Raw genomic sequence first — 26,138 nt, 5'->3', positions numbered from 1 at the left:
GCATTAAAGTTTCTCGATAAAATAACTGACGATTAAAACGAGAAGCACCCCCACCGAGATCCAAGCGTACTTTCTCTCCCGCTGACGGAAAAAAGCAAGCATCAGGGTGAAAACCCGCAAGCCCGGGGTGGCCAACAGGGTCCAAAAACCGGCCTTCAAGAAGATCTCGGGATCAGCAACTCCGGTCAACTGAAGCATGAACCCCACACCGACGGCCAGAAGAGAGACCACCAACCCGGTCTCCAGCACTTTTTGCGCCCATTTTTCCGCTGTGCCGTTCATTTAAACCCCTTTGTGAGCATTTCAACAGCAACTGCAAGAAGAACAACCACAAAGGCAAGTCGCAGCCAGCGGGTGGGGACTTTTTTCACCGTACGCGCCCCCAAAAAAGCGCCAATTGCGGTTCCCAAAACCAGCGGTGCCGCAGTCGGGAAATCGACATCCCCCCGAGAGAAGTAAACCAAAGCCCCGGCCGCGGCGGTGACGCCAATCATCAGATTGCTGGTGGCAAAGGCGACCGAGAGGGGGACCTTCATTATCAAGTTCATCGCCGGGATTTTTATCACCCCGCCCCCCACCCCAAAGATGCCGGAGAGCACCCCGGCCAGCGAGGAAACCCCCGCCCCCCAGCCCCAGTTTTGATAAGTGCCGGTGGATGCGGTATGGTTGAAATCCGGTCTTTCCTTGGAGCGCAGCATCTGGACGGCAACCAGAATCAAAAGCAGCCCGAAAAAGAGGAAAATGGTCTTTTCCGCCAAAAAAGCGGCCGTGAGCCCTCCCGCCAGCGCCCCCAGCGTGGTGAAAAGCTCAAGAACGATTCCCAAGCGGACATCGGCCCGGCCGGATTTTAAATATTCCTGCGCTGCGCCGGTGGAGGTGGTGATGACGGTGAGCAAACTGGTGCCGACGGCCACTTTGGCCGGAAAGCCTAAAAAAAGGGTCAGGAACGGAACCACCAAAAGACCGCCTCCCAACCCAAGGTATGCGCCGAAGAGGCCGACCCCTACGCCGAAGCCGAAGATTCCAAACTCAAGGGGCACGGGTTACCGGGCGGAGGCCAAAAGCTTATTGTACTGCTCCTTTGAAACCAGTATTTCCTTGGCTTTGACCAGTTCCGGATGGGTTTTCATCCAGACGAGGGGATACTTGGCTTTATCGCCGAAAACCTTGGTTAAAATCGATTCCTTCAGCTGCCGGCGGATGAAGGGGAGCGAGGCGCTAAACTCTTTCTCCTTTTCGACTTCCAGCGCCAGCTTCAATTCATCCAGTTTCTTTTGCGTGGTTGCGGAAAATTTCCCTTCCCGTGCCAGCGAATCCAATTTTTTCAACTCCTCTTCGGCTGCCGAGCGATAGGAGAATTTCTTCTCCTTCAAAAAACGCCGGAATTCGGCGATAACCGGTTCGGTCACCTCGAAGTTCTCCCGGATTTCCGGATGGTCGTCCGAGTAATGCACGCCGAACTCCCAAATCAAGGCGCGGCGGCCGAGCTCGATTTCCAAGGGAGAATACTTCGATTTTTCAGTTTCCACGTCCGGGGTGATTCCTCCACCTCCAGCCACTAAGCGACCGGACTTTTTGGTTTTGAATTTCTCCGCCGTGGCGGCGGAGTCGTTTTTCAGCCCGCCGGCCCGCTCCTGCTTTTGTATGGAGCGGCCGCTCGGAGTGTAGTAGCGGGCGGTGGTCAGCTTCAAGGCCCGCCCTTCCGGCAGACCGAGCAAGCTCTGCACCAGCCCTTTGCCGAAGGTCTGGTTTCCCACGACAACGCCCCTATCCCAATCCTGCACCGCTCCGGCCACGATTTCCGAAGCGGAGGCGGAACCCTCATCCACTGCCACCACCAAGGGAACGTCCGGCAGGATGGGGGGGCGGCCGGAGAAGAATTTCTGGTTCTGATCCGTGCGACGGCCGCGGGTTTCCACCACCAATTGATTCGGCTGCAGGAACAGTTCGGAGATTCCCACGGCTTCCTCCAAAAGTCCACCCGGATTGGAGCGGAGGTCCAAAATCAGCCCTTTGGGATTTTCTTTTTTCAACGCTGCGACAGCCTGTGCCAGTTCCTCGGAGGCCTGGTTGGAGAAGCGGGAGAGGCGGATATAGCCGATGCCGTCCCCGACCATTCCATAGTAGGGTACGGCCTTTAGTTCGATGAGCCCGCGGGTGATAGTGAAGGGGATCGGCTCGGAGGCCCCGCCCCGCATAATCCCCACGTTTACTTGGGTTCCCTTGGGGCCGCGCAATTGCTTGGCGGCCTCCTCCGTGGAGATTCCAGCGGTCGACTTGCCATTTATCGTCACAATCCGGTCTCCCGCCACCAGACCGGCGCGGGAGGCGGGGCTTCCCTCCAAAGGAGAAACCACCGTCAAACTGTCGGCCTGGATGGCGATTTCTATCCCGATTCCTTCAAAGCTTCCCCGCGTGTCCTCGATTAATTGGTCGAGCGGCTTCGGCTCCAGGTATTCGGAATAGGGGTCCAGCTGCCCCAGCATTCCGTAGATGCCGGCGGATACGAGGGTATCGATGTTTACGTCCTCCACGTAGTTTTCGCTGATTTTGGCCGCCACCTGGTCCATAATCCGGACACTGGAGTAAAAATCGCCGCTGCCGGCCAGAACCAGACTGAAAACAACGAGCAAAGTCAAAATCCCCCCGAACAAAACGGCGTAAAATTTCCTACTTTTCATATTCACTCCTTTACTTACTTTTCGACTTTTTTCAGATAATCATCCACCAGTTTCTTCACCCCCTTGGCGACCTCCGCCGGTGCAGGAGTCCCATCCATTATACGAATGCGACTGTGCCTTTTGGCGATTTTGAGGTAACCCTTGAATACCTTTTCTTCAAAAGCTCTTCCTTCCTTTTCAATTCTGTCGGGCAGATCCCCTTTTTTCCTGTCGAGTCCGACTTTGACGGGAACACGCAATTCAATTGTTAAATCCGGCAAAATCTCGCACGCGCTCCACCGGTTGAGCTTCTCCACCCACTGCGGGGAGAATCCCCGACCGTACGCCTGATAAGCGGTTGTAGAATCGATAAACCGCTCAAGAATCACGATTTTTTTTGCCTGCAAGGCGGGAAGGATGGCTTGTTCCACAAGCTGCGCACGGCTGGCGAGAAACAGAAGAATCTCGGCTCTCGGGGATAGCGGTTCGCTTTTCTCCTCGAGAAGAATACTTCTTATCTGTTCGGCAACGGGCGTGCCCCCGGGCTCGCGTAAAAGAACGACGGACCGGCCTTCCTCCTTCAAGGCCTCATAAAGCAGTTTGGCCTGGGTGGTCTTCCCCGACCCGTCAATTCCTTCAAAGGTGACAAAAACCCCCCGCCCAAGGCGGGGGGTTTTGGTTTTGGCCATTCAAAAAACCTATTTCTCCGGGGAGACCCGGAGCTTTCCCTTGGCCAGCTTGAGGGTCTGCGGTTTGGATTTCTTTTTGCCGTATTTGGCAATGAATTCCTCAGTCAGCCGGCGGGCCTCCTCGTCCGTGTACTGAATCGGCGGGGATTTCTTGAAATAAGAAGAGGGGGCGGTCAAAGCACCGGAAAGGCCGTGATCCAGGCCCAGCTTGCAGCAGCGGACGGCGTCAATCACCACGCCGGCGGAGTTGGGGGAGTCCCAGACCTCCAGCTTCATTTCCAGATTCAGGGGGACGTCGCCGAAGGTTTTCCCCTCCATCCGGATGTAGGCCCACTTCCGGTCGGTCAGCCAGGCGACGTAGTCGGATGGCCCGATGTGGACGTTATCCTCGCCGATGTCGTAGTCCAACTGGCTGGTGACCGCATTGGTTTTGGAGATTTTTTTGGATTCCAAGCGGCTGCGCTCCAGCATGTTCAAAAAGTCGGTGTTGCCGCCCACGTTCAACTGGTACGTCCGCTCCATTTTGACCCCCCGCACGCGGAACAGATGGGTCAAGACCCGGTGGGCGATGGTGGAGCCGACCTGCGATTTGATGTCGTCCCCAATCACCGGCAGCCCCCGGTCTTCGAAGCGCTTCTGCCAGTACTTTTCTCGGGCAATGAAGACCGGGATGCAGTTCACAAACCCGCACCCCGCTTCCAGAACCTGTTCCACGTACCATTTTGTGGCTTCCTCACTGCCAACGGGCAGATAGTTGACCACCACGTCCGTGCCGGTGTCCTTCAAAATCTTCACAATGTCGGCGGTGGGGCCGGGGGCTTTCTCGATTATTTTGGACAGATAATATCCCAACCCGTCGTGCGTCATCCCACGCTGGACTTTGATGCCCGATTTGGGAACGTCGGCAAAGCGGAAGGTGTTGTTCGGCTTGGTGTAAATCGCCTCGCTCAAATCCTTGCCGACTTTGTTTTTGTCGATATCGAAGGCGGCCGAAAACTCGATATCCCGGATGTGGTAACCCCCCAAGTTGACGTGCATAATCCCCGGGATGAATTCCTTCTCCTTGGCGTTTTTATAGTACTGCACCCCCTGCACGAGCGAAGAGGCGCAGTTGCCGACACCGATGATGGCCACTCTCACTTTATCCGACATTTTTTATCTCCTTTTATCAAACTACTTTTTCAGCAACTGAAATGATTGACGCTTAAGTTTATCCAAAACCGCCGTCCGGCGCAAGGCCTCTTCCCAGTCCAGTTCAAAATCCGGCCCGGTGTTCTCCACCATTATCGAGGCGACCGAGGAGGCAAAAAGCCCGGCCCGTTCCAAGTCATACCCCTTGGTTATAGCCGAGACGAATCCTCCCGCATACGTATCCCCCGCGCCGGTGGCATCCACGGCCTCCGTCTCAAAAGCCGGAATTTCGTAAAAATCCTTCCCGTCGTAAATCACGGAGCCCAGCTCGGCCAGCGTGATGATGACGATTTTCGGCCCCCAGCTTTTGATCTCCTCCGCCGGGGTGTAGGGGTCCAGTCGCGGGTCGATGCCGGTTAAAACTTTTGTTTCCAGTTCGTTCGGCTTTACCACATCCACCTGTGAGATGATTTTTTTCACCTGGGGCGTCGATTCGTGGTAGATTTTCCCTTCCCGCACGCCGCGCAAAAGCCCCTGCGGGTCCAAAAAGATTTTGGCGGAAGAATTATTCTTTATCCAGTCGAAAAGTTTTTCGTCAATTTCCTGCAAAATCGGCCCCAGCATAATCCAGTCCGCCTTCAGGTGGGCTTTGTCAAACGATTTGATGGGGTCGGCTTCGCCAAGCAGGGTCAATTCCCGTTCCCCATGGTCGCCGTAGTAACGGAGCGAAAAGCCGCCGGTTTGTTTGGAAGGCAAAAGCTGATACTGGATGCCGAAACGCTTCAAATCTGCTTCGAACTTCTCCGCAAAATCCGGCCCGGCGCTGCCTATCAAAGTCACCGGGATTCCCAGCTTGGCCAAAACCAAAGCGAAGTTTGTTGAACAGCCCGACAGAACGCGCCCGTCGGTCGAAATGCGGGGGGTGACGATTAAATCGTAAACCGGATTGCCCACCGCCGTTATCATTCTTCCCTCCGGTCACCCAGATGTTTTTTGGCAAAGGTTAAACGCTGAATGGAGGTTATGTAGGAGACGGCACCCATCAGAATCAGAGCATACATCAACGGCTGGTATTGCGGGATGAATTCCTGCAGAATCGCCCCGGCCACCAAGAAGATGAACTTCTCCAGCCGCCCGGCGATCCCGACGGCGCAGGTTTGCATTTTGCCAATCGATTCGGCCGCCGCCCGGGTGTAGCTGGCGATGATGATGCCAAACTGGGCAAAAAGCACCCAGCCCGGATGAACGGCGCCGGAAAGCAGAATTCCCATCAAGACAAAAAACTCGGCATACCGGTCGGACACGTGGTCCAAAACCCCGCCAAAAACCGTCCCCATCTTCCCCGCACGGGCCGTCGCTCCGTCCAGCATATCGGTCAGGGCGTTCAAAAGAAGTGCCGCCGTTCCCAGGAGAAATTCCTGCTTCCAGAATAAAACGCCCGCCAGAACCGAAAAGCCGAAGGAAAGGGCGGTCAAAACGTTGGGGGTCAGCCCCAGCCGGACGCACACCTTGCCGAAGATTTCCGAACGGGCTTCGTAAGTCGCCCGGCGCTTATAGTGCAAAAGTTCCCTCCAGTTTTAAAAGCACGGCTAAATAGCGAATATAGGTTTATACCAAGAAACCGGTCAAGCGGAAATATTGATGTTTTTTAACTGGTGGGGAAAAGATTAGAGTTGCCGGGATAACTTTCTCCTTTTACTTTATCGCCTATGTTGGCTTTCCGTAAACCTATTGATGATTTTCTCGGTTTTGTTTTCCCGCCTGCCTGCCGGATTTGCCGGGCACGATTGGAAAACGGCAGTTTAATTTGCTCTCAATGCGAAAAACTTTCCTCCCGTCTGCAAGCCCCCTTTTGCTCGGCGTGTAAACAAATTATTTCGGTAGGGGCAGGGTCTCCCTGCCCGTCCTGCAATAAAACAGCAGCAATGCCGGTCTTCGCCCTCGGTGTTTTCGATTTGCACAACCGTGAACTGATTCATCGGCTGAAATACTACGGTGATGAGCCAGCGGGAAAATTTTTAGGTGCTGAACTTGGAAAATTGGTGATGGGATTCGATTCAAGACCAGTTTGGGATGCCATCGTCCCTGTACCCCTGCACTGGACGCGCAAATGGAGCCGGGGATTCAATCAAAGTTTGATTCTGGCGGGTGCTCTTTCAAAAACCACCGGACTTCCGATATTGCCTGCTCTCCGCAGGATAAAGCGAACCAAAGACCAAACCCGGCTCACCCGCAACGAACGCCTAGCCAACGTGCGTGGGGCGTTTCGGGTTGTAAGGGATGTTAAAGAGAAGAAGCTCTTGCTTTTGGATGATGTAACGACCACCGGCGCCACGCTGGAAGAATGCCGCCGGGTTTTGGGGAATGCCGGCGCTTCCCAAATTTCCGCCGCCGTTGTGGCTGCGGCCAGTGAAAATTGAGGAGAAGTAATGACTAATCAAGTAGAAGAGGAGATTATGATTGACGAAAAGTTATTTGAGAAACTCACAACTCGCATCAAAAATTCCCGCAACGACTTCATCGAACTGGAGCGGCTCTTGACCTCCATCCCGGCCTTGGGGCCCATCAACGGCGGCAAGGGGGAATGGCCGAAAGCCAAGGTGCTTCGCCAATATCTTGAAGCGGCCGGATTTGGCAAACCGGAGGAATACAACGCGCTCGATCCCTCGGTTCCCGAAGGAACCCGCCCCAACATGGTGTTCCGCATCCCGGGCCAAAAAAAAGCCCCCACGATTTGGTTTTTGACCCATCTGGACGTGGTTCCGCCCGGGGAAGGGTGGAATCAGGACCCGTTTACGCTCAAAGTCGAGGCGGACCGGGTCATCGGCCGGGGGGTGGAGGACAACCAGCAGGGACTGGTCGCCACGGTGATGGCCGCGCGGGCCTTTCTTGAGGAAAAAATCGCGCCGGAGTTTCCCATCGCTCTGGTTTTCGTCTCGGACGAGGAGACCGGCAGCAAGTTTGGCGTTCAATATCTGCTCGATAATCACAAACTGTTTGCGAAAGACGACATCATCGTGGTGCCGGATGCGGGTCTGCCGGACGGCACGATGATTGAGGTGGCCGAAAAATCGATTCTCTGGCTGCGCATCGATACGCAAGGTCAGCAGTGCCACGCTTCGACGCCGTATCTGGGGAAAAACGCCTTGTTGGCGGCGGCGAAATTGATGAGCAAAGTGGAGGAAATCCGCCAGAAATTCGGGCAAAAGGATGAGATTTTTGACCCGCCCCACTCCACCATCGAGCCGACCAAGAAGCCCTTCAACGGCATCGACAACGTCAACACCATCCCCGGAAAGGACACTTTTTTCCTCGATTGCCGAATCCTGCCCAACTATAACTCACTAGATGTTTTGGAATTCGTCAAACAGAAGGCGCGCGAAGTGGAAGCCGAGATGGCGGGGAACGGCTACTATTCCAACACGCCGGTAAAAATCGAGGTTTCCATTTTCCACCACGAACCCTCCGCCCCGCCCACCCCGGCGGATGCCTCCGTGGTCGGCGCGCTGAAAGAGGGAATTAAAAAAGTGTATGGCGTGGAAGGGAAGCCGATGGGAATCGGCGGCGGCACGGTGGCCGCGCTTCTACGCCGCAAGGGGTTCAAAGCCGTGGTCTGGTCCAAAATGGACGAGATGGCCCACCAGCCGAACGAATACGCCAAAATCGACAACTTAATCGGAGACGCCCAAGTATTCGCTCATCTATGCCTTAAACCCAGTTGGTAATGCCGAAAAAGAGAACCTTATCGGAAGAGGTTTTGTCCCCAGAAAATAGGAGCTGGTGGGGGAAGTTCACCCTAACGCTCAAGTCGGAAAAACGGCTGGCCGCCAATACAGAGGCCTCCTATGGACTCGATTTGCTCAAATATCTTCTATTCCTGCAAAAAAAGGGGTTTTCCTCGCCGGAAGGGGTCGGCTTGAAGGAAGTGGACGGCTTTCTTTCCGCCGAGATGGCTTCCGGCCTTAAGGCCGCCAGCTTGGCCCGGCGGCTTTCCACCGTGCGGAATTTCCACCGCTTTTTGCTCAAAGAAAAAGTGAAAACGGACGGGCGGATTTTGGACCAGAAATCCCCCAAAATCAAAACCTTTGCCCCTTCCGTTTTGACCAGCGCGGAGGTGGAAAAAATCTTCTCTCTGCCCCCCAAGACCCCCCTCGGACTGCGGGACCGGGCAATTCTCGAGTTCCTCTACTCCACCGGCTGCCGGATTTCCGAGGCCTTGAACCTTCCCTTGGCGGCGGTGGATTTGGGCTCCGGTTTGGTCGAAATAGAGAAAGGGAAGGGAGGGAAGCCGCGCAAGGTATTTTTGGGAAAGCAGGCCATACTCTCGACGGCGGAATATTTGAAGAAAGGGCGGCCGCTTTTGGTTAGGGAAGAGAAAAGCTCCAAGGGGCGAATTTTCACCAACCGTTTCGGTCGGCCGCTTTCGCGGATGGGGGCTTTGAAAATCATCCGCGGCTACGTCCGCGCGGCGGGCATCAAAAAGCGTGTGACCCCGCACACCTTCCGCCACACCAAGGCCACCCACTTTCTCGAGGACGGGGCGCCTTTGCGCTTTGTCCAAGAATATCTGGGGCATTCCGACGTTGCCACCACCGAGCGCTACACCCACCTTAGGCCGGAGCATCTTAAGAAGGTTTTCCGGCAATACCACCCGCGTGAAGGCCGCTAAGAACTTCCACGCCGCCCTGTATGAATCGGGCGTCAAGGTGCAGGCGGAACTTTGCAAAACCCTTTCCATCCGGCCGGAACGGCTGCATCTTTTCCATTCCGACGAGGAACTTTACCGCGGCTCCCCCAAGCTTTTTTTGGATTTCATTTTCATGGCCGCTTCCGGCGATTTGAAGGCGGAAGCGGAGCAAATCGAGCGGATCAAGGCCCATCCGTCGCTCACTTCCATCCCTTTGATTTTGTACCATCCCAATCCGACCCGCACCGTCGAGCTTTTCGGGCTGAAATGCGGGGCGGATGAGTTTCTCTCCGGCGAGTGGGATTCCCAGCGCATCGCCGCGCGCATCGAAATGGTTCTTTCCCGCTCCCGACGAGATGTTTCGGTCAATCCCTCCTCGCGCCTGCCGGGGCCGCAGGCGATCGAACTGGAGCTGCGCCGCCGCTTGTCCGAAAAGGAGAGCTTTGCCGTCTGCTACGCCGATTTAGACAATTTCAAAGCGTACAACGACTACTACGGCTATTCCGGCGGCGACCGGGTCATTCAGTTGGTCGCCTGGATTATCCGGGATACGGTGTATGATTTGTGCCCCACCGGGTTCGTCGGCCACATCGGCGGGGATGATTTCATCTACCTCGTTCCCTTGAACAAAGCCGAGCCGGTTTCCGCGGCCATTTGCCGCACCTTCGATTTGTTCATCCCCACCCGCTATGCGGAAAAGGATTTGCAAAGGGGGAAAATAATCGCCACCAACCGCAAGGGGGAGCTGGAGGAGTTCCCGATTATGACTTTGTCGGTCGCCATTTTGCCCAACCGGAACAAAGCGTTTACCCACGTGGGGGAAATCGCCCATATGCTGGCGGATTTGAAAAAGCGGGCCAAGCAGGTGCAGGGCCCCCCCAGCCGCTTTGTGGTGGAACGGCGAAGGAAGTATTAATTCATACGCTCATCAATTCCATCGAGTCAAAAACGCAGGCAGTTCGCTTGCGATTTTGAAAGTTTGGGCGCAGGTATAGCGGGAGGATTGGGGAAGGTTTTTTAAAACCACCCCTTGGGACTTCGTCTCCGTCCCCCTTAAGTACAGGGGGACAGGAAGTTCATTTTAAGGAGAGGGAGGGGCAGAGCGGGAGCTCTACCCCTCTCGCCTTTCCTTTTTTCCCCTCAACCCGCCTTGGGCGGGTTTGGGGCTTTGTGTTTCTTTTTTTTACGTGCGACAGGTTTTAAAACGGCCGTGAAAGTGGGAGACGGAACCTACTCTTTTGCGGGGTTTCAGAACCCTCGTATGGTGGTCCTCTCCGTACGGCCCGCCTGTATATTTGTTCTGCCCTGCGCGCGGCAGGCCCCCGCGAAGGCGCTTTGGGTCTAAAACCGCTTATCCCTTTCAAGGATAAAGCGGGGTTACCGGTTGGTAAGAAAAGTCAGCCGTCCTTTCCCCTCAACCACTGGGGGGAAATCAACCCCGGAAGGGAGGGTGGCCGTGTTTTGTGGTTGATACCGGCACCCTTAGTCCTTACGGGGTTCGGCATAGGCACGCCCAATGCGGCGCCATTACCGACCCGTTTGCACGAGAGGGTTTGCGGTTTGGGGGTTAGCCCGAGCCACGTCCCTCTACTATAGGCCCACCCTGCAATATTCACTCCGAAGTTGTGGTGAATTTGCCAGCGAAGACAGACGGCCGCCCTGCATTGGCCGGAGTAATGGCCAACTTTTAAATCCGTTTCGCTTCACCTTGTAACAAGCGGTATTACATCGGCTTAAATTAAAAGCCCGCTTTTTTCTCCAGAATCATGACTTGACGAAAATCAAGCGCGAAGCGCTAAAAAACTCTTGACACAGGGGGGCGGCATCTATACTAATAGAGTCAGTGGATTACCCAAATCTGCTGATTATATTGGTATTGGGAGGTAAGGAGCGCCATCATGCGTCCGGTTCGCTGCGTATTCCAAATAAAGGAGGATACTATGCATAAATCGACCCGGGCGCTTTTAACTTTTGTACTGGTTTATTCCCCTGCAATGCTTTTCTCACAGCCTGTCTTTTCCCCACCGGTCAACTTAGGTCCGAAAATTAACACTTCAGATGTGGAGTCCGACCCTTTTCTGACGGCGGATGGCAAGGAACTCTTTTTTACCAGAAGTTTGGACATCTGGGTTTCGGAGTGGTCTGATACCGGATGGACGGTGGCGCAGAAGCTGGGCCCCCAAATCAACTTGAGTGTTTTTTTCCAACAATCCCCTAGCGTTTCCCCGGACGGACAACGGCTCTATTACGTTGACGCTGAAAGAGACGGCTATAACTGGGATATTTGGGTCTCCACTTGGAATCCCTCCATCAATGATTGGGGAACGCCCGTTAACTTGGGTCCCCCCGTAAATACCTCGGGCGTGGAATTTTCAGCTCATATAGCCCCGGATGGGATGCACCTGTATTTTTATTCAGAAACTTCAGACCCGGACAGCTTGAACCCTTATGGCCGCTGCGGTTTCTACGTAAGCGAATGGAACGGCAGCAGTTGGTCGGTACCGATGCAGGTGGCTCCGAACCTGGGGCATTGTGGCAATGGTTCGCAATACCCTTCAGTAACGCAGGAGGGTATGTGGTTTTATTATGACCGATACGTTGAAGATGGGAAAAGTATTTTTGTTTGCGAGTGGGACGGCCTCACTTGGAAGCCGGGGATTGACCTACGATCGCAGATAGGGGGACGGGCCGGCACTCCATCAATTCTTCCGGACGGGAGCCGGTTATTTTTCGCTTCGCCAGACCTTGGGGGTTATGGTAGTAATGATATCTTTGTGGCTAGTCAGATAAACTTGGAAAGAGTACCGGGATTAACGAAAGAGGGACGGGCATTGTTGGCCGCTTCGTTAATACTGATTGGAATTTGGTCACTATTTAGGGTTAGGGCACCATGAAAGAAAGAGACCCTCCGGGCTTATAGCTTGAAAGCCGTCTTAATTGGAGAAACGTTTTTTTTCGCTGGAAGCCATTAACAAGGAGGGATTTATGTCGCGGCTTCAAAAGTTTTCGTGGATTCTTGCCTTCGGTTTTCTTGTTTTCCTTCCCTTACAAGTAAAAAGCGATGAAGCGGAACCGGACTTCGAATGCCGGTTTTCGGTCGATACAACGGCAACTCCGACCGTAGCACCATCCACCGGGGTTGCGAAAGGAGTGGCCATCTATGCTACCTGGGATTCAACCACTCATCCAAAAAGAGACACCCTGCCCTTCTGGTGGAAGAATATCTGGGATTCCACCCAGCAGTTGAGCGTGCCGAAATATTTCAAGGACAACTCGCAGGGAAACTACCGCATGCAAATAACCCCCTTCGGGCGGGACGGGGATACGCTTTTCTGCTACAAGACGGCCATCTTTCCCGATACGGAGTTTGACCCGGTATTTTTTGAGGAATTTATAGACAGCATACTCACGCAGGCCGATGAAGACATAAACTTTGCGAACTACGATGCGGACAGCGATAACGTGGTGGATGCGGTGTTTTTGATAGTGACCAACATGAACGTGAGCGCGCGGGGCACCACCCTAATAAAGGCGTCCTTCGAAACCAAGGACTCTTCCGGTGGTCTGCCGATGCTTATCGTGGGTGGGGAAGGGCATATTGGGGGGAACGGGCTGAACATTTTTGCCAATTCGGACCAATTGGCTTTGGCCATATCCGCGCATGAATGGGGCCACTGCCTCGGTTTGGATGATTTATACGGAGGCTTGGGCAACGTTTGGTGGGGTTTGGGTTCTTTTTCCATTATGGGGGCGGGCTGGCCCAACAATCGGGCCGTGCCGATCGACCCCTACCACCGCATCAAGCTCGGATGGGCGACAGCCACCGAAGTAACGGCCCCCCGCTATGTAGAGACCATCCCGGACTATTTGACAACCGGGACCATCTACAAAGTGTCCAAAAGCTCCGGGGAGTATTTTCTGGTGACCAACCATCGCGGGGTTAATCCCTTTTCGGATCAAAGGGGAAAATGGGAGGAATTCTTCAAGGGCTATGGCTTGCTCATCTGGCACATAGATACAACCGGCAACACTCGTGTACGGTCTAACAAGCTTATCGACGTTGAGCTGGCGCACGGCTTGTGGAATCTGGATACCTTGTGCCGAAGAGTTGGCGCCGATACCCTTCCCAATCCTGTTTATGGACGGGACAGCTTGGACTGCGCAAAAATCATAAACAAGTTCTATTACGGTTATCAACCGAATGAGGTGCAGAGCGGAACCTGCTTTTGGAATGGAAGTCCGAAGGCCACCTTCGATGGATTGAGCAATCCTTCCAGCGACGGATACCGGGATTCCATTGTTAACTCTATGCGCGTTCAAAATATCCCTTCCCATCTGGCCAATCGAAATATTTCGGACACTTTGTACCATTCAGCCACCGCCGACCTTCTGGTCAACAACTGGTATGGGCATGTTTCAGCAAACACTACGTGGGGACCGGGGGTATATGCGATAACGGGGGATATCACCGTGGATTCCGGGGTCACCCTAACCATCGAGCCGGGAACGACCATTATATTCCAGAAAAACGAGGATAACCAAAGCTCGGGGGGCTATAGCACTAAAAGCGAGCTGATTGTCAAACGGAACCCTGACTTGCCTAGGAACGGTGGATGATTCCATCATTTCCACTTCATCCGCCAGTTCCCCCTCGAATACGGACTGGGGCGGGGTCGTGATTAATCATCCGGGCCGGGCGAACATCGAATTCACCCGCTTCAGCTATGCGGATACCGCTTTGGCTGTTCGCGGAGACACGGCCACGGTGGTGGTCTATAACTCCACGTTCAATTATTTCGACAAGGCCGCGGTTTCGAGTAGAAGCTACAAGACCAAACTGGGGGGGATATATCCGGTTCCCAATCCTCCGGATTGCGGGAGGAACAACTTCTGGATGAGCACCGCCACCTCCGGGGCCAAGGCAGTCATCAAGTCCTCTTCCCCAACCGGTACCATAAAGGCGGAAGGGAACTGGTGGGATTCGGTTCCCCCTCCCAGCAGCTACTTCTCCGGGAACGTGGATAGAACCCCCTATCTGACGGCGGAAGCCACGCCCGATTCCTGCGGGGCGGGGCAGCAATTTTCCGAACCGCCGCCGGAGGAAAAGGTGGCCGTACGGCCCACCGTGCCCACCCACTTTGAATTGGGGCAGAACTACCCGAATCCGTTCAACCCGACGGCGACCATCCAGTATGCCCTGCCCCAAGCAGTAAAGGTTGAATTGAGGGTGTTCAACATTCTGGGACAAGTCGTGACAACGCTGGTGAATGAGGAAAAAGGAGCCGGATATTACCAAGTGGTTTGGGATGGAAAAGACCAGACGGGACAGGCCGTTTCATCCGGCATTTACTTATACCAAATCAAGGCCGGGGATTTCGTCAAGACGATAAAGATGAGCTTTATCAAATAGGCGAAACCGAATTGTAAAAAAGCCGCTCCGGTTGGGGCGGCTTTTTTATTGGCACGGAAGACAAGTCGAAGGGGACGCCGCTACTCGTAGCGGAGGGCTTCGATGGGATCGAGCGAGGCGGCTTTTTTGGCGGGGTACAACCCGAAGAAAATGCCGACCGTGGCGGAAAAGATAAAGGCGAGCAGAATGGAGCCGGAGGAGATCAGCGTGCTCCAGCCGGCGAGCTTGGACATCAAAACCGTCGCCCCGACGCCCAAGCCGATGCCAATCAAGCCGCCGACCAGCGAGAGGGTTACGGCTTCGGTCAAAAACTGGGCCATCACGTCCCGGCGGCGGGCGCCCAAGGCGCGGCGGACGCCGATTTCGCGCGTCCGTTCCGTCACCGAAACGAGCATGATGTTCATAATGCCGATGCCGCCGACCATCAAGGAGACGAAGGCGACGGAGGCCAGAAGCCAGGTTAAGGTTTTGGCGGTTTCCGTGCGGGTGGCCATGATGTCGGACTGGTTGCGGATGGAGAAATCGTTGTCCTCGCCGGGGGCGAGCTTGTGGCTTTTGCGCAGGGCCTGCTCGATATCCAGCGAGACCTGCTCCATCAGAGTCACGTCCGCCACCTGCACGTTGATGTTGCTGAAGAAATCGAGCCCCAAAAGCCGCTTCTGGGCGGTTTGCAACGGAATCACCACGATATCGTCCTGATTGAACCAGCCCTGCTGGCCTTTGGGTTTCAAGACGCCGGTGACTTCGAAGGTGATGTTGTTGATTTTAATCGGGCGGCCGAGGGGGTCTTCCTCCGGCTCGAATAGATTTTCCACGATGGTTTGGCCGATTATCGCCACTCTCCGTCGGGTGGCGTCATCCTGCCTTGTAAAAAAACTTCCTTTTTCCAGCCGGGCGTTGCGGACGAACTCGTATTCCGGAGTGGTGCCGACGACGCGGGCGTTCCAGTTTTTGTTGCCGTATTTCAACTGGCCGAAGCGGGAGAGCTCCGGGGCGGTGGCTTGGATGCCCGATACTTTGCTTTGAATCGCCTTCAGGTCGTCCTCGTTCAACCGTATGGAGGAGCCTGCGCCCAAGCGCACCATCCCCTGCCGGGCGGAGCCGGGGTTTATCATCAGCAAGTTCGTCCCCAAAGCGGAGATGGAGTCCTCGACCGCTTTTTTGGCCCCCTGACCCAAGGCAATCATGGCAATCACGGCCCCCACACCGATGATGATGCCCAACATCGTCAAGCTGGAGCGGACCTTGTTGGCGCGGAGGGCGGCGAAGGCAACCAAAAAACTTTCCCAAAGGTTGATGTTGCCGCGGGCCGGGCGGGGAAGCGCAACGGCTGAAGTTCCGGCTTCCAAGCCTGGGGCGACGGCGGTTTGCGATTTCATCGCCGAGCGCTTCCGCTCGTGCCGCCGCTCATGCCGGGGATGCCGCTCATGGAGCGGAAGCGCTGAAGCATCGCCTCGCGCTGCTCGGCCAACATCGAAGTGGGCTGTGCAATCACTTCGACCCCTTCCTCCAACCCGGCGATGATTTCGGTCTGATCCAGATTGGAGATGCCGGCCAAGACCTGTTTGGGGGTGATTTTGCTTCCCTCCTTCACCAAGACCCAGCGGCGGGCCGCTTCCACCTCCGCGCCCCCTTGGGCTTTGCGCTCCGCAAGTTTGGTTTGAAATTCCCGCATCCGGGCCTTGGTTTCCGAATCCAGTTTGGTGGTGTCCATTTTGGAGGGGTCGAAACTGCGCCGAATCTGACGGCTGCCGCTGGAGCGTCCGCCGCCCCCGCCACCGGGCCCCCCCTGTTGAACGACGACCATCTGTCCCCCGCCGCCTCCGCCCGTCTGGGTGCGGACGCGGTTCTGGCCGCCGCCGGCAAGCATGGCGGCGAACTTTTTCTGTTCTTCCTCGGAAAAGTACTGCATCACGTCCATCAACTCTTTAACCGACTCGTTGGGGACCAGCAAGACATCGCGGGCCTCGGCGGTCATAATCTGGACGTTGGCGTTCATACCGGATTTCAACAAATGCCGGGGGTTGTCCACCTCGGCGGTCACTTCAAAAGTCGTGACGTTCTGGTCCACTTTGGCCAAGGGGGCGACTTTCAAAACCCGGCCGACGAACTCCTGATCGGGGAAGGCGTCCGCCACGGCCTTCACGGTCTGCCCGACTTTCACCCGGCCGATGTCGGTTTCATCCACGTCCGCCAACACGTTCACCTTGTCCAAATTCGCCAGCAAAGCGATGGTGGTTCCGCCGGAAACCGAAGAGACGCCGGAGGAGATGACCTGCCCTTCCTCCACGTCTTTGCGCAAAATGATGCCGTCGATGGGGGCCTTCAGTTCCGTCTCCGCCAGCCGCTCGGCGGCGGTGGAGAGGGCGGCTTGCGCGCGGACCCTTTGCGAACGGGCCTGCTGGTAGGCGAGTTCAGCGTTGTCCCGTTCCGCTTCGGAGACCAGCTTCTTTTCATACAATTCCAAGATTCGGTCGAGTTCCTTTTTCTGTTTCTTCTCGGCGGCCAAGCCCACTTCGTAGTCGGCCTTGGCCTGTTCGTGGTCGTTTTTGGCGGTGGTCTGGTCCAGCTTGCAAATCAAATTCCCTTTTTTGACGTAGTCCCCCGCGTCGACGGGCAACGCGATGATTTCGCCGGAGGCCTTGGATTTCAGCTCGACGGTCTGGATGGGGCGGACGATGCCGGTGGCGGTTATGGAAGCGAGGAGATTGCCGCGGGTCACCTTGGCGGTTTTCAAGGCGGCGGTGCCGTTTTTTCCTTTTTTGTCTGCGCGGGTGAAGGTGTACACCCCGCTCGCCACGATTGCCAACAGCACCAGCCAAAACCAAAGTTTGCGAAACAGTTTCATTTTTCTTTCGTCTCCCTCAACGGCAATATAGGCCCCTCAACATAGCTTTTACAAGCGGGGAGGGAGGAAGGTTTAATTCGATTTTCGCGGACATAAAAAAAGCCCTGCCTCCTTGGAGGCCGGGCTTTTCGAATTGCCTTAACAGGGGGGGAGGGGTTCCATCAGAAATGCAGCGTTCAAAAGCACCACCACGTCGCTGGCGGAAGCTCCGCCGCCGTCCATATCGCAGGCGTTCACCCCGGCGGGAGGAGTGAGGCCCAAAAAGATGCAGTTCAGGAGCAGAACAACATCGGCGGGGGCCAAAGCACCGTCCCGGTTCAAATCCCCCTTCTGGAAAACCTGCACGGGGAGGGAGACGATGCCGGTGTCCTGCCCGTCCGAGGCCAAAACCTGCACCGTATAGGGTCCCAAATCGGTAATGGCGGGGGAGAGATTCAAGCTGCCGCCGCCGCCCCCCAAGTCGGTCACCATGGCAAAAGCGGGTGTCGGCGCTGCGGAAAGGGAAACGGAGCCGCTGGAATCGGGATCGGCGGCGGAGACGGCGAACGAAAGGTTCTGGCACTGGTTAATCAAAATCGTATCCGGCGCGGCAACAACGGCCTGTGGCGCGCAGTTTTTCTGCAGCACGGTGATTTCGATGGCGGTTGTATCGGCCAAAGAAGGGGTGGTGCTGTCGGCGGCCACGATATAGACGGTGTCCACACCGGCGTCGAAACAGCCGGGGGCGAGGGTTAACTGTCCCTGCCCGCCTCCCAAATTGGCAAAGGAGGCGTAGACCGGGGCCGGCGCCAGCATTTGATAAGGGAACAAAACCTCCCCGTCCGGCTCCACGGCGGTCAGGTTGACCACCAAGTTTTCCCCTTCGTAAACGCTTTGAGGACCGGGGTCGGACAAAAGGGGGCTGTGGTTTTCAAGCGTTATGGCGCCGCACCAAGTGCCCCAGGTGTTGGGCTGGGGTTTGCGGGCGTACTCATGGAAAAACCATACCTTGCGGGGCGAGACCGGGTCCTGCCAGATGCCGGCGTAATCCCCCCAGCGATTGCGGGCGCCGCAGAAGTTACAGAAATAGGTCGTGTCGCCGGCTTTCAAGATTCCGGCCGACAAATCGTTGGGAAAATTCCCGACGTAGCGGGCGGAGGGGTAGGAGTTGGCGCTGGAGTGGGAGAAGATCATGGCGACGTTGCCGCTTTTCAAGGGCATTGGAGCGGGGAAGTAATGCTCCTCGCCATCGGCGCCGTAGATGATGTTCTGGTTGACCGCGCCGGAGGTGTCCAATTCCAGGTAGCGGATGGCGGAGACCGTGCTACTGCCGAAATTGTGGGCCTGCGGGAAGGCGAAATAGAGCCGGCCGTTGCGGTAGTGCACCTCGGACTGGCCGGTTGAGCTGTTTGTATTCACCAAAGCGACGCCGAACGGCTGGACGGCGTCCGGCGGTGCCTGATAGCTGCCGATGGGGATGGTGGCGCGGTGGGTAAGCGATGGGGAGGTGAGCGGGTTGGTGAGCCGCCAGAGTTCGATGTTGCTGCCGGCCGATCCCTGTGTGTTCACGAGAAAAATGCCGGGGATGGAATCATCCCAAGGGATCATCGGCTTGATGGTGAAGGTGAAGCCGCCGTCCGAGGGATCCTGCATCCGGGTGATATCCGTATAGGTGAGCGGGGGGGCGGCGTTGCTGTACAACTCCGATTTTTTGAAAATCCGGATTTTGGAGTACATGAACCCGCCGGTCAAAAAATTGGCGAACTGGTTGGAGGCGATGTAGACCGCCTCCTGGTCGAACCCGATGCCCGGGTAGTCTGCCCCGTGGGTGGTGGGGGTGGAGCCGTCGATATGGGCCGGGGAGCTGTACTTGTACCAGGTGCCGCGGGGGTCGTCGTCATCGGAGACGGCGATCAGATAGGCCGAGGCGTTGGTGCCGATGGCCAGAATAACCGTGATCCAACGGCGGGCGAAATGGTCGTACACTATTTTGGGATCGAAGACCGAAGGGAGGGTATTAACGTTTGAAAAAAAGGTGGCGTAGCTATTGGCCGCCTGGGTGGCGCCGTTTTTGTTGTAAATGTTGAAACGGGTATTCACAGCAAGGACGATGTGGTTGGGCCCCACGGCCATGCAGGGATCCGGCGGGGCCAGGTTGGAGGCGAACAGGCCCGTGAAACTGATATCCAACGGCGGGGCGACCGAGGGGGCCTGGGTGCGTCCCAAAAGAGAGCCGGCGCGGACGACTTGGGCGCCGTTGTCGCCGGGGGCCATCTGCCGCCGTTTGATTTCGTTAAAAACCTCCGTGGGGACGTCGTAGGGATGCTGGCGGGCCACTTTTGGCGGGGCTTCCGGCTCCGGGGGCTGGGTTTCATCCAATACTTCGACAACGCCGGCCGGCCCGACGCCGGACTGGATTATTACGCCTTCCGGCACGACATCCGCCGCGCCCACCGGGAGGGGAACGAAAAACAGAACGCCGAGTGCCGCCAGTACGAATGTACCCAAACGCATAGATGCTCCTTTCGCCGTCAACGGTTTATTATTTTCCATTCTTTTGAATCATACGCACCTGGGCGTCCTTTTTATAGCTGCAAGGGACAAAAAAGCCCTTTGGCGGTTTTTTTCAACCGCGCCGGCTTGCCCCTCCGCAAGCGTATGTTTAATGACCTTAAGCTAAAGCCGTTTTGGTGGTATGTCAAGGAATTTTGGGTCAACCTCTTTGTCTTAAAACTTCGGAATCAATTACGGGACGAAGTGGAGTTGGATGCCCCCGAAGTAGTTGGGGGGAAGGCCGGGTTCCAGAAAAGCGCGGGCGGGGCCGGAACCGGAGGGGTTGATGAAGGCGGAGGCGGCGTATTTTTTGTCCGCCAGATTGTTGGCTCCCAGAAAACCTTCCAAGCGGAGATTGCCGAATTTGACGCCGTAGCCCGCCGAAGCATTCAGGATGAAATAGGAGGGGGCCCAAATTGTGTTGGCATCGTCCGCAAAGTAAAAGCCGGCGTGCTCGAAACCGAAATCGGCCGTGGCGCCGAAAGGAGCTTCGTAACGCAGGCCGCCGTTAAACAGGATGCGGGGGATGCCCGGAACTTTGTTGCCGGAGAAGTTTCCCAATTCGTTCGCGTAGTTCGTGTATTTGGCATCCATCAAGGTCAGGGCTCCCCGGGCGGAGAGGCCGTGGGTGAAAGTTGCCTTGGCGCCAGTCTCGAACCCCCAGCGGCGGGAGCGCCCGGCTGAGAAATACCAGCTGCCGCCGTCGTAGGGGACGATTTCATTTTTTATCCCTATCCGGTAGAGGGCCAAATCGTAGGAAAGAGTGCGCAGAAACGGGATGGAGGGGATTTCCGAAACACCCTTGGCGCCGATTTCAATGGTAGTGGAGCTCATCGGCTTCATAAACGGGTTCAAAATAGCGCTTGGGAGCGTGGACGGAGGGTCCACTTCGTTGAAAGCGGGAACTTCCACCCCGCCACCCAGTTGGGCATAGAGGGAGTGTTCGTCGGAGAGGGCAAAAAGAAGGGCGGCTTTGGGCGTAAGGTGGTTGAAAATCAGCTTTTCTTTTGGAGTGCCGGCAGAAGCGCCGGTGGGAAGTTCCTGCGCAAGGTAGAGTTGGTGGTCGAAGCGGCCCCCCAAAAGGACCTTGAGTTTGCCTTTCAGTGGCCGTTCCATCTGCACAAACAACCCGAACGCGCCCGCCCCTTCCTTCTGGTTGGAGCGCAAAGAATCGCCGCGCTGACCGCTGGTGAGTTCATAAAACTGAATCGAGCCATCCTGATAGCCGGCATCCGCCCCGGCCGATAGCCGCAGACCGGAATCATCCTTTTTTTCTCTCCAAGACCATACTGTTCCGCCCCCGATGTTAAAGCGGTTGAAGTTGCGGAAGGTGTTTCGCTCGGAACGTTCCAAAACCTTCGGCTCCACATAACCCAAAACCTCAAGGGTGTGCCGCCCGGATACGGTCTTGGTCAAATTGAAGCCGAGTTTGCCGGTGCGGTTGAAGCGGCGCTCGTCGCGCGCCAAATAAGTCGGGTTGGACTGCTCGGGGTCGACATTGAACTGGGATTGGGTCAAGGCCCCGGCTATGCGAAAACGGACGTGCACATAGCTGGCCAACAACTTGAGATGGGTATTAGCGTCTGGATTGGAGTTATAAATGGCATAATATTGCGAGGAGGAGCTGCCGGTATGCTCACGCCAGCCGTCAAAAATAGTGCGGGAGCCGGAAAACAAAAGCCGTCCGGAGCCGAGGGTCAAACCGGCGGCCAAGCTGTTTTTTTCCAAGCCGAAGCTGCCCAAGGCGGCGTTGTTTTCGACGAACGATTCCGGGAAGCGGCTTTTGGACTCGACGTTCACCACGCCGCCGGAGGCGTTGCCGAAAAGGGTGGAAGCGTTGGAGCGGATGACTTCAATTCGTTCGGCTGCGTTCAAATCGAGCTGGTCCAAGGCGGTGCGGCCGTCCGGCTCGGAAGCCGGGAAACCGTCTACCAACACCTTGACTCCGCGGATGGTGGCGGCGTTAGAACGCTCGCCGTTGCCCCTTGAGCCGAACCCCCGTATCGTCAACCGGACATCCTGCCCCCCGGCGCGGCTTTGGGCGAAGACTCCGGGAACATCCCGCAGGGCGTCATTCAGTCCGGCCTTGCGGCTTTTCGAAAAACCCTCCGCCTCGATGACCGAGACGGCCATCGGCAGCTTGAGCCGGTTTTTTTCGCCGCGGGCGCCGATGACCAGCACTTCCCCGGGGAGGTGGTAGGTTTTCAACGAATCGCGGCGGGTGGAATCCGGCGTTTGCCCGAAAAGGGGGGAGGAAATCAAGAAAAGCGGAATAAAACTAAAAAGCGGGTTTGGCGGCGACAGGCGCAATTTTTCTCTCCGTGTTTTTTTTCAGCCCGGCAACAAAAAACGGCTTTCCCCATCCGAAAGCCATTGGATACCGTTTAACTTAAGGGGTTTTGGGGCCAAGTCAACGAATTTTTTGCGAGGGAAGTTCGGGGTTCGGCGAAATCCGGGAAGGTTTTTTTCCGATAAAATAAAGAGGGTTCCCTCCCCACAAGGGAACCCCTCGCTACCACCTGGTTGGTCTGCCTGAAGTTTTGAAATCACTTTCAACTCTTCAGTCCACCAGAACTGCTACTGCGTTGTTAGTCGCCGAAGGATACAAGTATCAATTCCCGTGCCGTCCGACCGGATTTTGCCGTTTAAAATAAATCCGTTGCGCCGAAAACGGTTAGCAGGAGCAAAAACTTTTTGGCGGATGATTTTTCGCGGCTTCTTCGCAGAAACTGCGAGTGAAAGCTCTTGAAAACCGGCAAAAAGTATTGCCTAACTTCAAGAATTTTAGCCGGTTAAAGATAATTCGCAGATTCTGCGCGGGTTTGGGCTATTTTGTGATCTGATAACCGAGCGATTCGATCGCTTCTTTGACCGATTGCAGGTTCAGAGTATCGGATTTGTCCGATTCGACGGTCACCGTTCCGTTCGTGCGGGAGGCGGTGACTTTCCTCACACCGGGGAGTTGGGATACGGCCTGTTGGACTTTGGCTTCGCAATGACCGCAGGTCATGCCGGCGACTTTGAGCTCGATTTTTTCCTTGCTTCCAAAAAGCATAAAATTCCTTTCAGTTGGTTTGGGCGAAAAACTTCTTCAGTTTTTCCTCGGTCTTGGCGGTATCGGTTATCGGCGGGGAGCAGAGGGACTGGCGGCAGGCGAAGAGGGCCGGAGATTCCATCTCGGGAAATTCAATTTCGCCGACTTTCAAGGGTTTGGCTGTCCTATCCAAAAAGATGACGACTTTGTTTGGGTCGTAAAAGCGCAGGGCGGCGGTGTGCAGGGCTTGCGCAGCTTTATCCTTCGGGCTGCCGACGATCACGATTTGGTTCGGGTAGGTGCTGAATTGGCGCAAGGCCAAAGCAAAGGTGCCTGCCATATAGCCGCGAGTGGGATAAAATTTGGACAAGAGTTTCAAAGTATGTTCGGCGGCTTTTTTGTAGGCGGCGTCGCCGGTCAGACGATAAAGTTCGACTAAGGCCAAGGCCGTCTCTGAATTTTCGTCGAACGGTTTATCGGGGTAGGAGAGATTGCCGTAGGACAAGTTTGCAAGCGGGGCGGAATAGAAGCCCCCCCCCTTGGCATCCTGCAAGTTCTTCAAAACCCAGGCCATAATTTCTTTGGCAAAGTCGAGATATTCTTTCTTTCCGGTGACTTGATAGGCCATAGCCGCGGCGCGGGCGATTTCCACGTTGTCCGCAATAAGTCCGCGCAGGATGGTTTTGGCTGTGGGGTTGTGACCCATTCCCAATTTTGCATCCCAGGCGGTTTTTTTGATTTTGTTGAGGGACAACAGGGCGAAGTCGAGGAGTTTCTTTTCCCCCAGCACCGGATAGGCCGTTAGATAAGCGCGGATCATCCGGCCGTTCCAGTCGGAATAGATGTTTTTGTCCACGTGGGGGATGCCCAATTTGCGGCGGGCGGCGTCGTCCAGCAGGAAATACTCTTCGCCGGCGATGAAATCCTTCTCCGGCTCGTGGCTGCCCAAGTCGGCATCCTGACTGCCGTAAAAGCCGCCTTTGGGGTCCTGCATAAAGCCCTCCAGCCAGCGGATGATTTCGAGGACGGTTTTTTTGTAACTCTCTTCGCCGGTTGCCTGATAGGCGTTGATATAATTTTCCAACAACTCGGCGTTGGCGAAGAGCATTTTTTCGTAGTGCGGGTGGCTCCAATCCGGTTTGGTGGCGTAGCGGTAGAAGCCGCCCCAGACAGGGTCCAACAGTTTTTCTTGATTTTTCAGCGTGAGATAAAGAACGTTTTCGATTTTCGGGTTTTTCTTTAGGTTGTTTTCCAGAAGCAGAAGCGCCATAGTCCCGGGGGCGGGAAATTTTTGGCCGTCGCCGAAGCCGCCGTGGGCGGCGTCCAGATTGTCGATGGCGGAATTGACCACATCGTCAACGGCTTCCGGTTTCAATTCGCCCTGCAAGGGGGCGGGATTGGCCAAGGATTCGGCCACTTGAGTTTTGAAGGAGTCAATTTTGGCCTGAACGGTCGGCTTGTTCTTTCGATAGTAATCCTCCACTTGCGCCAAGACCTGCCGCAACTGCTCCGGCGGGAGGTAGGTGCCGCTCCAGAGGACTTCACCGGTGGGAACCAAAACGGCGGTGGTGGGCCAGCCGCCGGAAAGATAGCGGTTCTGCACGTCCGGACGCTGGTCGGCTTCCACCCGCACCGGAATGAAGCGCTCGTTCAACAACCGGATGACTTGTGAATCGGAGTAGGAGGTTTCGTCCATCACGTGGCACCAGTGGCACCAGACGGCGGTGATGTCCAAAACCAGAAGCTTCTCTTCCTTTTTGGCGCGGGCAAAGGCAGCGTCCGACCATTCCATCCAGCGGATTTCGTGGTCTTTTTTCTGACGGACACCTTTCGGGGCGAGCCCTTCGAGCGTTCCGGCCCCCCCTTTGGTCATTTGCACTTCCTGTTCCTTTTCTGATTTCTGTGCGCGGCTCATTTCAGCAAAGATATTTATTGTTAGTAAAACGCCAAGCAGTATTATGACTTTGCTCTTTGACATCTACAAATACCGGGCCAGACTTTCCGCGTAGAGGGCGCCGGAGCCGGTATTGAATATAACAATCTTTTGTTCCGGTTGGAGCCAACCGGTTTTTTTCAACTTCCAAACCGCGGCCAAAGCGGCACCTCCCTCCGGAGCGGCAAAGATGCCTTCGCTTCCCAGTTTTTTGACCCCTTCGACCAGTTCTTCTTCCGTGACGGAGACGGCTGTGCCCCCGGAGTCGCGCAAGAGCTTGAGCATAATGAAATCGGCCAAGGCGGAGGGGACGCGCAGGCCGTAGGCCATCGTGAAGGCGTTTTCCCAGAAGTCCGCTTTTTCTTTGCCTTCCTGAAACGCTTTTACTATTGGGGCGCAACCCTCCGCCTGCACGGAGACCATTTTGGGGCGCTTATTCCCAATCCAGCCCAACTTTTCCATTTCGTCAAACGCCTTCCACATTCCGACCAAGCCGGTGCCGCCGCCCGTGGGGTAGATGATTACGTCCGGCAGTTCCCAATCAAACTGCTCGGCCAGTTCGTAGCCCATCGTTTTTTTCCCCTCGACGCGATACGGCTCGCGCAAGGTGGAAAGCAGATAAAAACGGCCGTTGGCGTTCAGCTCATTTATTCTTTTTCCGGATTCGGCAATGGTGCCGTCCACCAGTTCTACGATCGCCCCGGCGGAGCAGGCAAACGTTACGAATGCGGAAGGGGTATCCTTGGGCATTGTGACATAGCATTTAATTCCAGCCCTTGCGGCGTAGAGGGCGGCGGCGCCTCCGGCGTTGCCGGCCGTTGGCAGGGCGACTTCCCTGGCTCCCAATTCAAATGCTTTCGACACGGCTAACGAAAGGCCGCGGGCTTTGAAGGAGCCGCCGGGATTGCCGGATTCATCCTTTACAAAAAGATGGGGCAGACCGAGCTCTCTGGAAAGTTTCGGAACGGAGCGTAACGGAGTCCAGCCCTCGCCCAAGTTGAGACGGAATTTTTCGTCGCAAATCGGCAGAAGAGGAGCATAGCGCCAGAGCGTATCGCCTTTAAGTTTGTCCTTGTCCAGCTCATTTTTGGCGCGGGGCCAATCATACTGCGCCAGAAGAGGGGCGCCGCACGTGCAGAGGAATTGGGGCTCGTCCGCCGAATATTCCTTGGCGCAGCGGCTGCAGGCGAGCCCCACAAGGTAGCTTTTCACTT

General features: G+C 55.8%; 21 protein-coding genes. 7 read left to right on the top strand and 14 right to left on the bottom strand.

Annotated features, from left to right (window positions below):
- Nucleotides 1-3: 3 nt before the first annotated feature.
- From VNL73_10525 to VNL73_10495, 7 genes are read right to left on the bottom strand one after another with little or no spacing between them, the layout of a single operon-like run.
- A complete protein-coding gene (locus VNL73_10525; GenBank protein HXF49840.1) occupies nucleotides 4-282 on the bottom strand; it encodes a DUF1634 domain-containing protein in 279 nt (92 codons plus the stop codon).
- Nucleotides 279-1,040 carry a sulfite exporter TauE/SafE family protein gene (locus VNL73_10520; protein HXF49839.1) on the bottom strand — a complete coding sequence of 254 codons (762 nt, stop codon included), beginning with the start codon at nucleotides 1,038-1,040 and terminating at the stop codon, nucleotides 279-281. The genes VNL73_10525 and VNL73_10520 overlap by 4 nt, the downstream gene beginning before the upstream one ends.
- A 3-nt stretch (nucleotides 1,041-1,043) precedes the next feature.
- A complete protein-coding gene (locus tag VNL73_10515; protein HXF49838.1) occupies nucleotides 1,044-2,681 on the bottom strand; it encodes a S41 family peptidase in 1,638 nt (545 codons plus the stop codon).
- A 14-nt stretch (nucleotides 2,682-2,695) separates the two neighbouring features.
- Nucleotides 2,696-3,349, bottom strand: coding sequence for a dTMP kinase (tmk, locus tag VNL73_10510; GenBank protein HXF49837.1), 654 nt, complete (start codon nucleotides 3,347-3,349; stop codon nucleotides 2,696-2,698).
- Nucleotides 3,350-3,358: 9 nt separating this feature from the next.
- Nucleotides 3,359-4,501, bottom strand: a complete 1,143-nt coding sequence (locus VNL73_10505; protein ID HXF49836.1) for an inositol-3-phosphate synthase — start codon at nucleotides 4,499-4,501, stop codon at nucleotides 3,359-3,361.
- 21 nt (nucleotides 4,502-4,522) lie between these two features.
- Nucleotides 4,523-5,446, bottom strand: a complete 924-nt coding sequence (locus VNL73_10500) for a PfkB family carbohydrate kinase (GenBank protein HXF49835.1) — start codon at nucleotides 5,444-5,446, stop codon at nucleotides 4,523-4,525.
- Entirely contained in the window at nucleotides 5,443-6,042 is a 600-nt protein-coding gene (locus tag VNL73_10495) for a CDP-alcohol phosphatidyltransferase family protein (GenBank protein ID HXF49834.1), read from the bottom strand. Before VNL73_10495 ends, VNL73_10500 begins: the two co-directional genes overlap by 4 nt.
- Before the next feature lie 363 nt (nucleotides 6,043-6,405).
- On the opposite strand from VNL73_10495, the gene VNL73_10490 reads away from it, so the two are divergent.
- The 7 genes from VNL73_10490 (at nucleotide 6,406) to VNL73_10460 (ending at nucleotide 14,577) form a co-directional block, all read left to right on the top strand.
- Nucleotides 6,406-6,900, top strand: a complete 495-nt coding sequence (locus VNL73_10490; GenBank protein HXF49833.1) for a ComF family protein — start codon at nucleotides 6,406-6,408, stop codon at nucleotides 6,898-6,900.
- Nucleotides 6,901-6,909: 9 nt separating this feature from the next.
- Nucleotides 6,910-8,205: a M20 family metallo-hydrolase gene (locus VNL73_10485; protein HXF49832.1), complete on the top strand. Its 1,296-nt coding sequence runs from the start codon at nucleotides 6,910-6,912 to the stop codon at nucleotides 8,203-8,205.
- Nucleotides 8,205-9,149: a tyrosine-type recombinase/integrase gene (locus VNL73_10480; GenBank protein HXF49831.1), complete on the top strand. Its 945-nt coding sequence runs from the start codon at nucleotides 8,205-8,207 to the stop codon at nucleotides 9,147-9,149. The genes VNL73_10485 and VNL73_10480 overlap by 1 nt, the downstream gene beginning before the upstream one ends.
- Nucleotides 9,136-10,083, top strand: a complete 948-nt coding sequence (locus VNL73_10475) for a diguanylate cyclase (GenBank protein ID HXF49830.1) — start codon at nucleotides 9,136-9,138, stop codon at nucleotides 10,081-10,083. The genes VNL73_10480 and VNL73_10475 overlap by 14 nt, the downstream gene beginning before the upstream one ends.
- 1,024 nt (nucleotides 10,084-11,107) lie before the next feature.
- The gene (locus tag VNL73_10470) at nucleotides 11,108-12,061 is read left to right on the top strand and encodes a hypothetical protein (GenBank protein HXF49829.1); all 954 of its coding nucleotides are present in this window, start codon (nucleotides 11,108-11,110) and stop codon (nucleotides 12,059-12,061) included.
- Between the two features lie 91 nt (nucleotides 12,062-12,152).
- Complete coding sequence (locus VNL73_10465; GenBank protein ID HXF49828.1) at nucleotides 12,153-13,784, top strand: hypothetical protein; 1,632 nt, start codon at nucleotides 12,153-12,155, stop codon at nucleotides 13,782-13,784.
- The gene (locus VNL73_10460) at nucleotides 13,777-14,577 is read left to right on the top strand and encodes a FlgD immunoglobulin-like domain containing protein (GenBank protein HXF49827.1); all 801 of its coding nucleotides are present in this window, start codon (nucleotides 13,777-13,779) and stop codon (nucleotides 14,575-14,577) included. The genes VNL73_10465 and VNL73_10460 overlap by 8 nt, the downstream gene beginning before the upstream one ends.
- An 80-nt stretch (nucleotides 14,578-14,657) precedes the next feature.
- Here the strand turns inward: VNL73_10460 and VNL73_10455 are convergent, their stop codons facing one another.
- The 7 genes from VNL73_10455 to VNL73_10425 form a co-directional block, all read right to left on the bottom strand.
- Entirely contained in the window at nucleotides 14,658-15,956 is a 1,299-nt protein-coding gene (locus VNL73_10455) for an ABC transporter permease (protein ID HXF49826.1), read from the bottom strand.
- A complete protein-coding gene (locus VNL73_10450) occupies nucleotides 15,953-17,425 on the bottom strand; it encodes an efflux RND transporter periplasmic adaptor subunit (GenBank protein HXF49825.1) in 1,473 nt (490 codons plus the stop codon). Before VNL73_10450 ends, VNL73_10455 begins: the two co-directional genes overlap by 4 nt.
- A 138-nt stretch (nucleotides 17,426-17,563) precedes the next feature.
- Nucleotides 17,564-19,918, bottom strand: coding sequence for a hypothetical protein (locus VNL73_10445; protein ID HXF49824.1), 2,355 nt, complete (start codon nucleotides 19,916-19,918; stop codon nucleotides 17,564-17,566).
- Nucleotides 19,919-20,149: 231 nt separating this feature from the next.
- Entirely contained in the window at nucleotides 20,150-22,267 is a 2,118-nt protein-coding gene (locus tag VNL73_10440; GenBank protein ID HXF49823.1) for a TonB-dependent receptor, read from the bottom strand.
- Nucleotides 22,268-22,784: 517 nt separating this feature from the next.
- The gene (locus VNL73_10435) at nucleotides 22,785-23,012 is read right to left on the bottom strand and encodes a heavy metal-associated domain-containing protein (GenBank protein ID HXF49822.1); all 228 of its coding nucleotides are present in this window, start codon (nucleotides 23,010-23,012) and stop codon (nucleotides 22,785-22,787) included.
- Nucleotides 23,013-23,022: 10 nt separating this feature from the next.
- Entirely contained in the window at nucleotides 23,023-24,906 is a 1,884-nt protein-coding gene (locus VNL73_10430) for a DUF255 domain-containing protein (protein ID HXF49821.1), read from the bottom strand.
- A gap of 63 nt (nucleotides 24,907-24,969) precedes the next feature.
- Nucleotides 24,970-26,136 (bottom strand): threonine synthase, encoded by a 1,167-nt coding sequence (locus tag VNL73_10425; protein HXF49820.1) that lies wholly within the window; start codon nucleotides 26,134-26,136, stop codon nucleotides 24,970-24,972.
- Between the last annotated feature and the right edge of the window lie 2 nt (nucleotides 26,137-26,138).

It is taken from the genome of Verrucomicrobiia bacterium (genome assembly GCA_035574275.1).
GTDB lineage: Bacteria > Zixibacteria > MSB-5A5 > DSPP01 > DSPP01 > DSPP01.
Note: the sequence above shows the minus strand (reverse complement) of the source record. Positions and strands in the feature narration are given on the sequence as shown.

Excerpts from the sequence above, each read along its gene's own strand:
- VNL73_10505 (HXF49836.1), bottom strand. The coding sequence starts at position 4,501 with ATGTCGGATAAAGTGAGAGTGGCCATCATCGGTGTCGGCAACTGCGCC.
- VNL73_10435 (HXF49822.1), bottom strand. The coding sequence starts at position 23,012 with ATGCTTTTTGGAAGCAAGGAAAAAATCGAGCTCAAAGTCGCCGGCATG.
- VNL73_10445 (HXF49824.1), bottom strand. The coding sequence starts at position 19,918 with ATGCGTTTGGGTACATTCGTACTGGCGGCACTCGGCGTTCTGTTTTTC.
- VNL73_10525 (HXF49840.1), bottom strand. The coding sequence starts at position 282 with ATGAACGGCACAGCGGAAAAATGGGCGCAAAAAGTGCTGGAGACCGGG.
- VNL73_10430 (HXF49821.1), bottom strand. The coding sequence starts at position 24,906 with ATGAGCCGCGCACAGAAATCAGAAAAGGAACAGGAAGTGCAAATGACC.
- tmk (HXF49837.1), bottom strand. The coding sequence starts at position 3,349 with ATGGCCAAAACCAAAACCCCCCGCCTTGGGCGGGGGGTTTTTGTCACC.
- VNL73_10485 (HXF49832.1), top strand. The coding sequence starts at position 6,910 with ATGACTAATCAAGTAGAAGAGGAGATTATGATTGACGAAAAGTTATTT.
- VNL73_10490 (HXF49833.1), top strand. The coding sequence starts at position 6,406 with ATGCCGGTCTTCGCCCTCGGTGTTTTCGATTTGCACAACCGTGAACTG.
- VNL73_10480 (HXF49831.1), top strand. The coding sequence starts at position 8,205 with ATGCCGAAAAAGAGAACCTTATCGGAAGAGGTTTTGTCCCCAGAAAAT.
- VNL73_10450 (HXF49825.1), bottom strand. The coding sequence starts at position 17,425 with ATGAAACTGTTTCGCAAACTTTGGTTTTGGCTGGTGCTGTTGGCAATC.
- VNL73_10515 (HXF49838.1), bottom strand. The coding sequence starts at position 2,681 with ATGAAAAGTAGGAAATTTTACGCCGTTTTGTTCGGGGGGATTTTGACT.
- VNL73_10470 (HXF49829.1), top strand. The coding sequence starts at position 11,108 with ATGCATAAATCGACCCGGGCGCTTTTAACTTTTGTACTGGTTTATTCC.
- VNL73_10500 (HXF49835.1), bottom strand. The coding sequence starts at position 5,446 with ATGATAACGGCGGTGGGCAATCCGGTTTACGATTTAATCGTCACCCCC.
- VNL73_10465 (HXF49828.1), top strand. The coding sequence starts at position 12,153 with ATGTCGCGGCTTCAAAAGTTTTCGTGGATTCTTGCCTTCGGTTTTCTT.
- VNL73_10455 (HXF49826.1), bottom strand. The coding sequence starts at position 15,956 with ATGAAATCGCAAACCGCCGTCGCCCCAGGCTTGGAAGCCGGAACTTCA.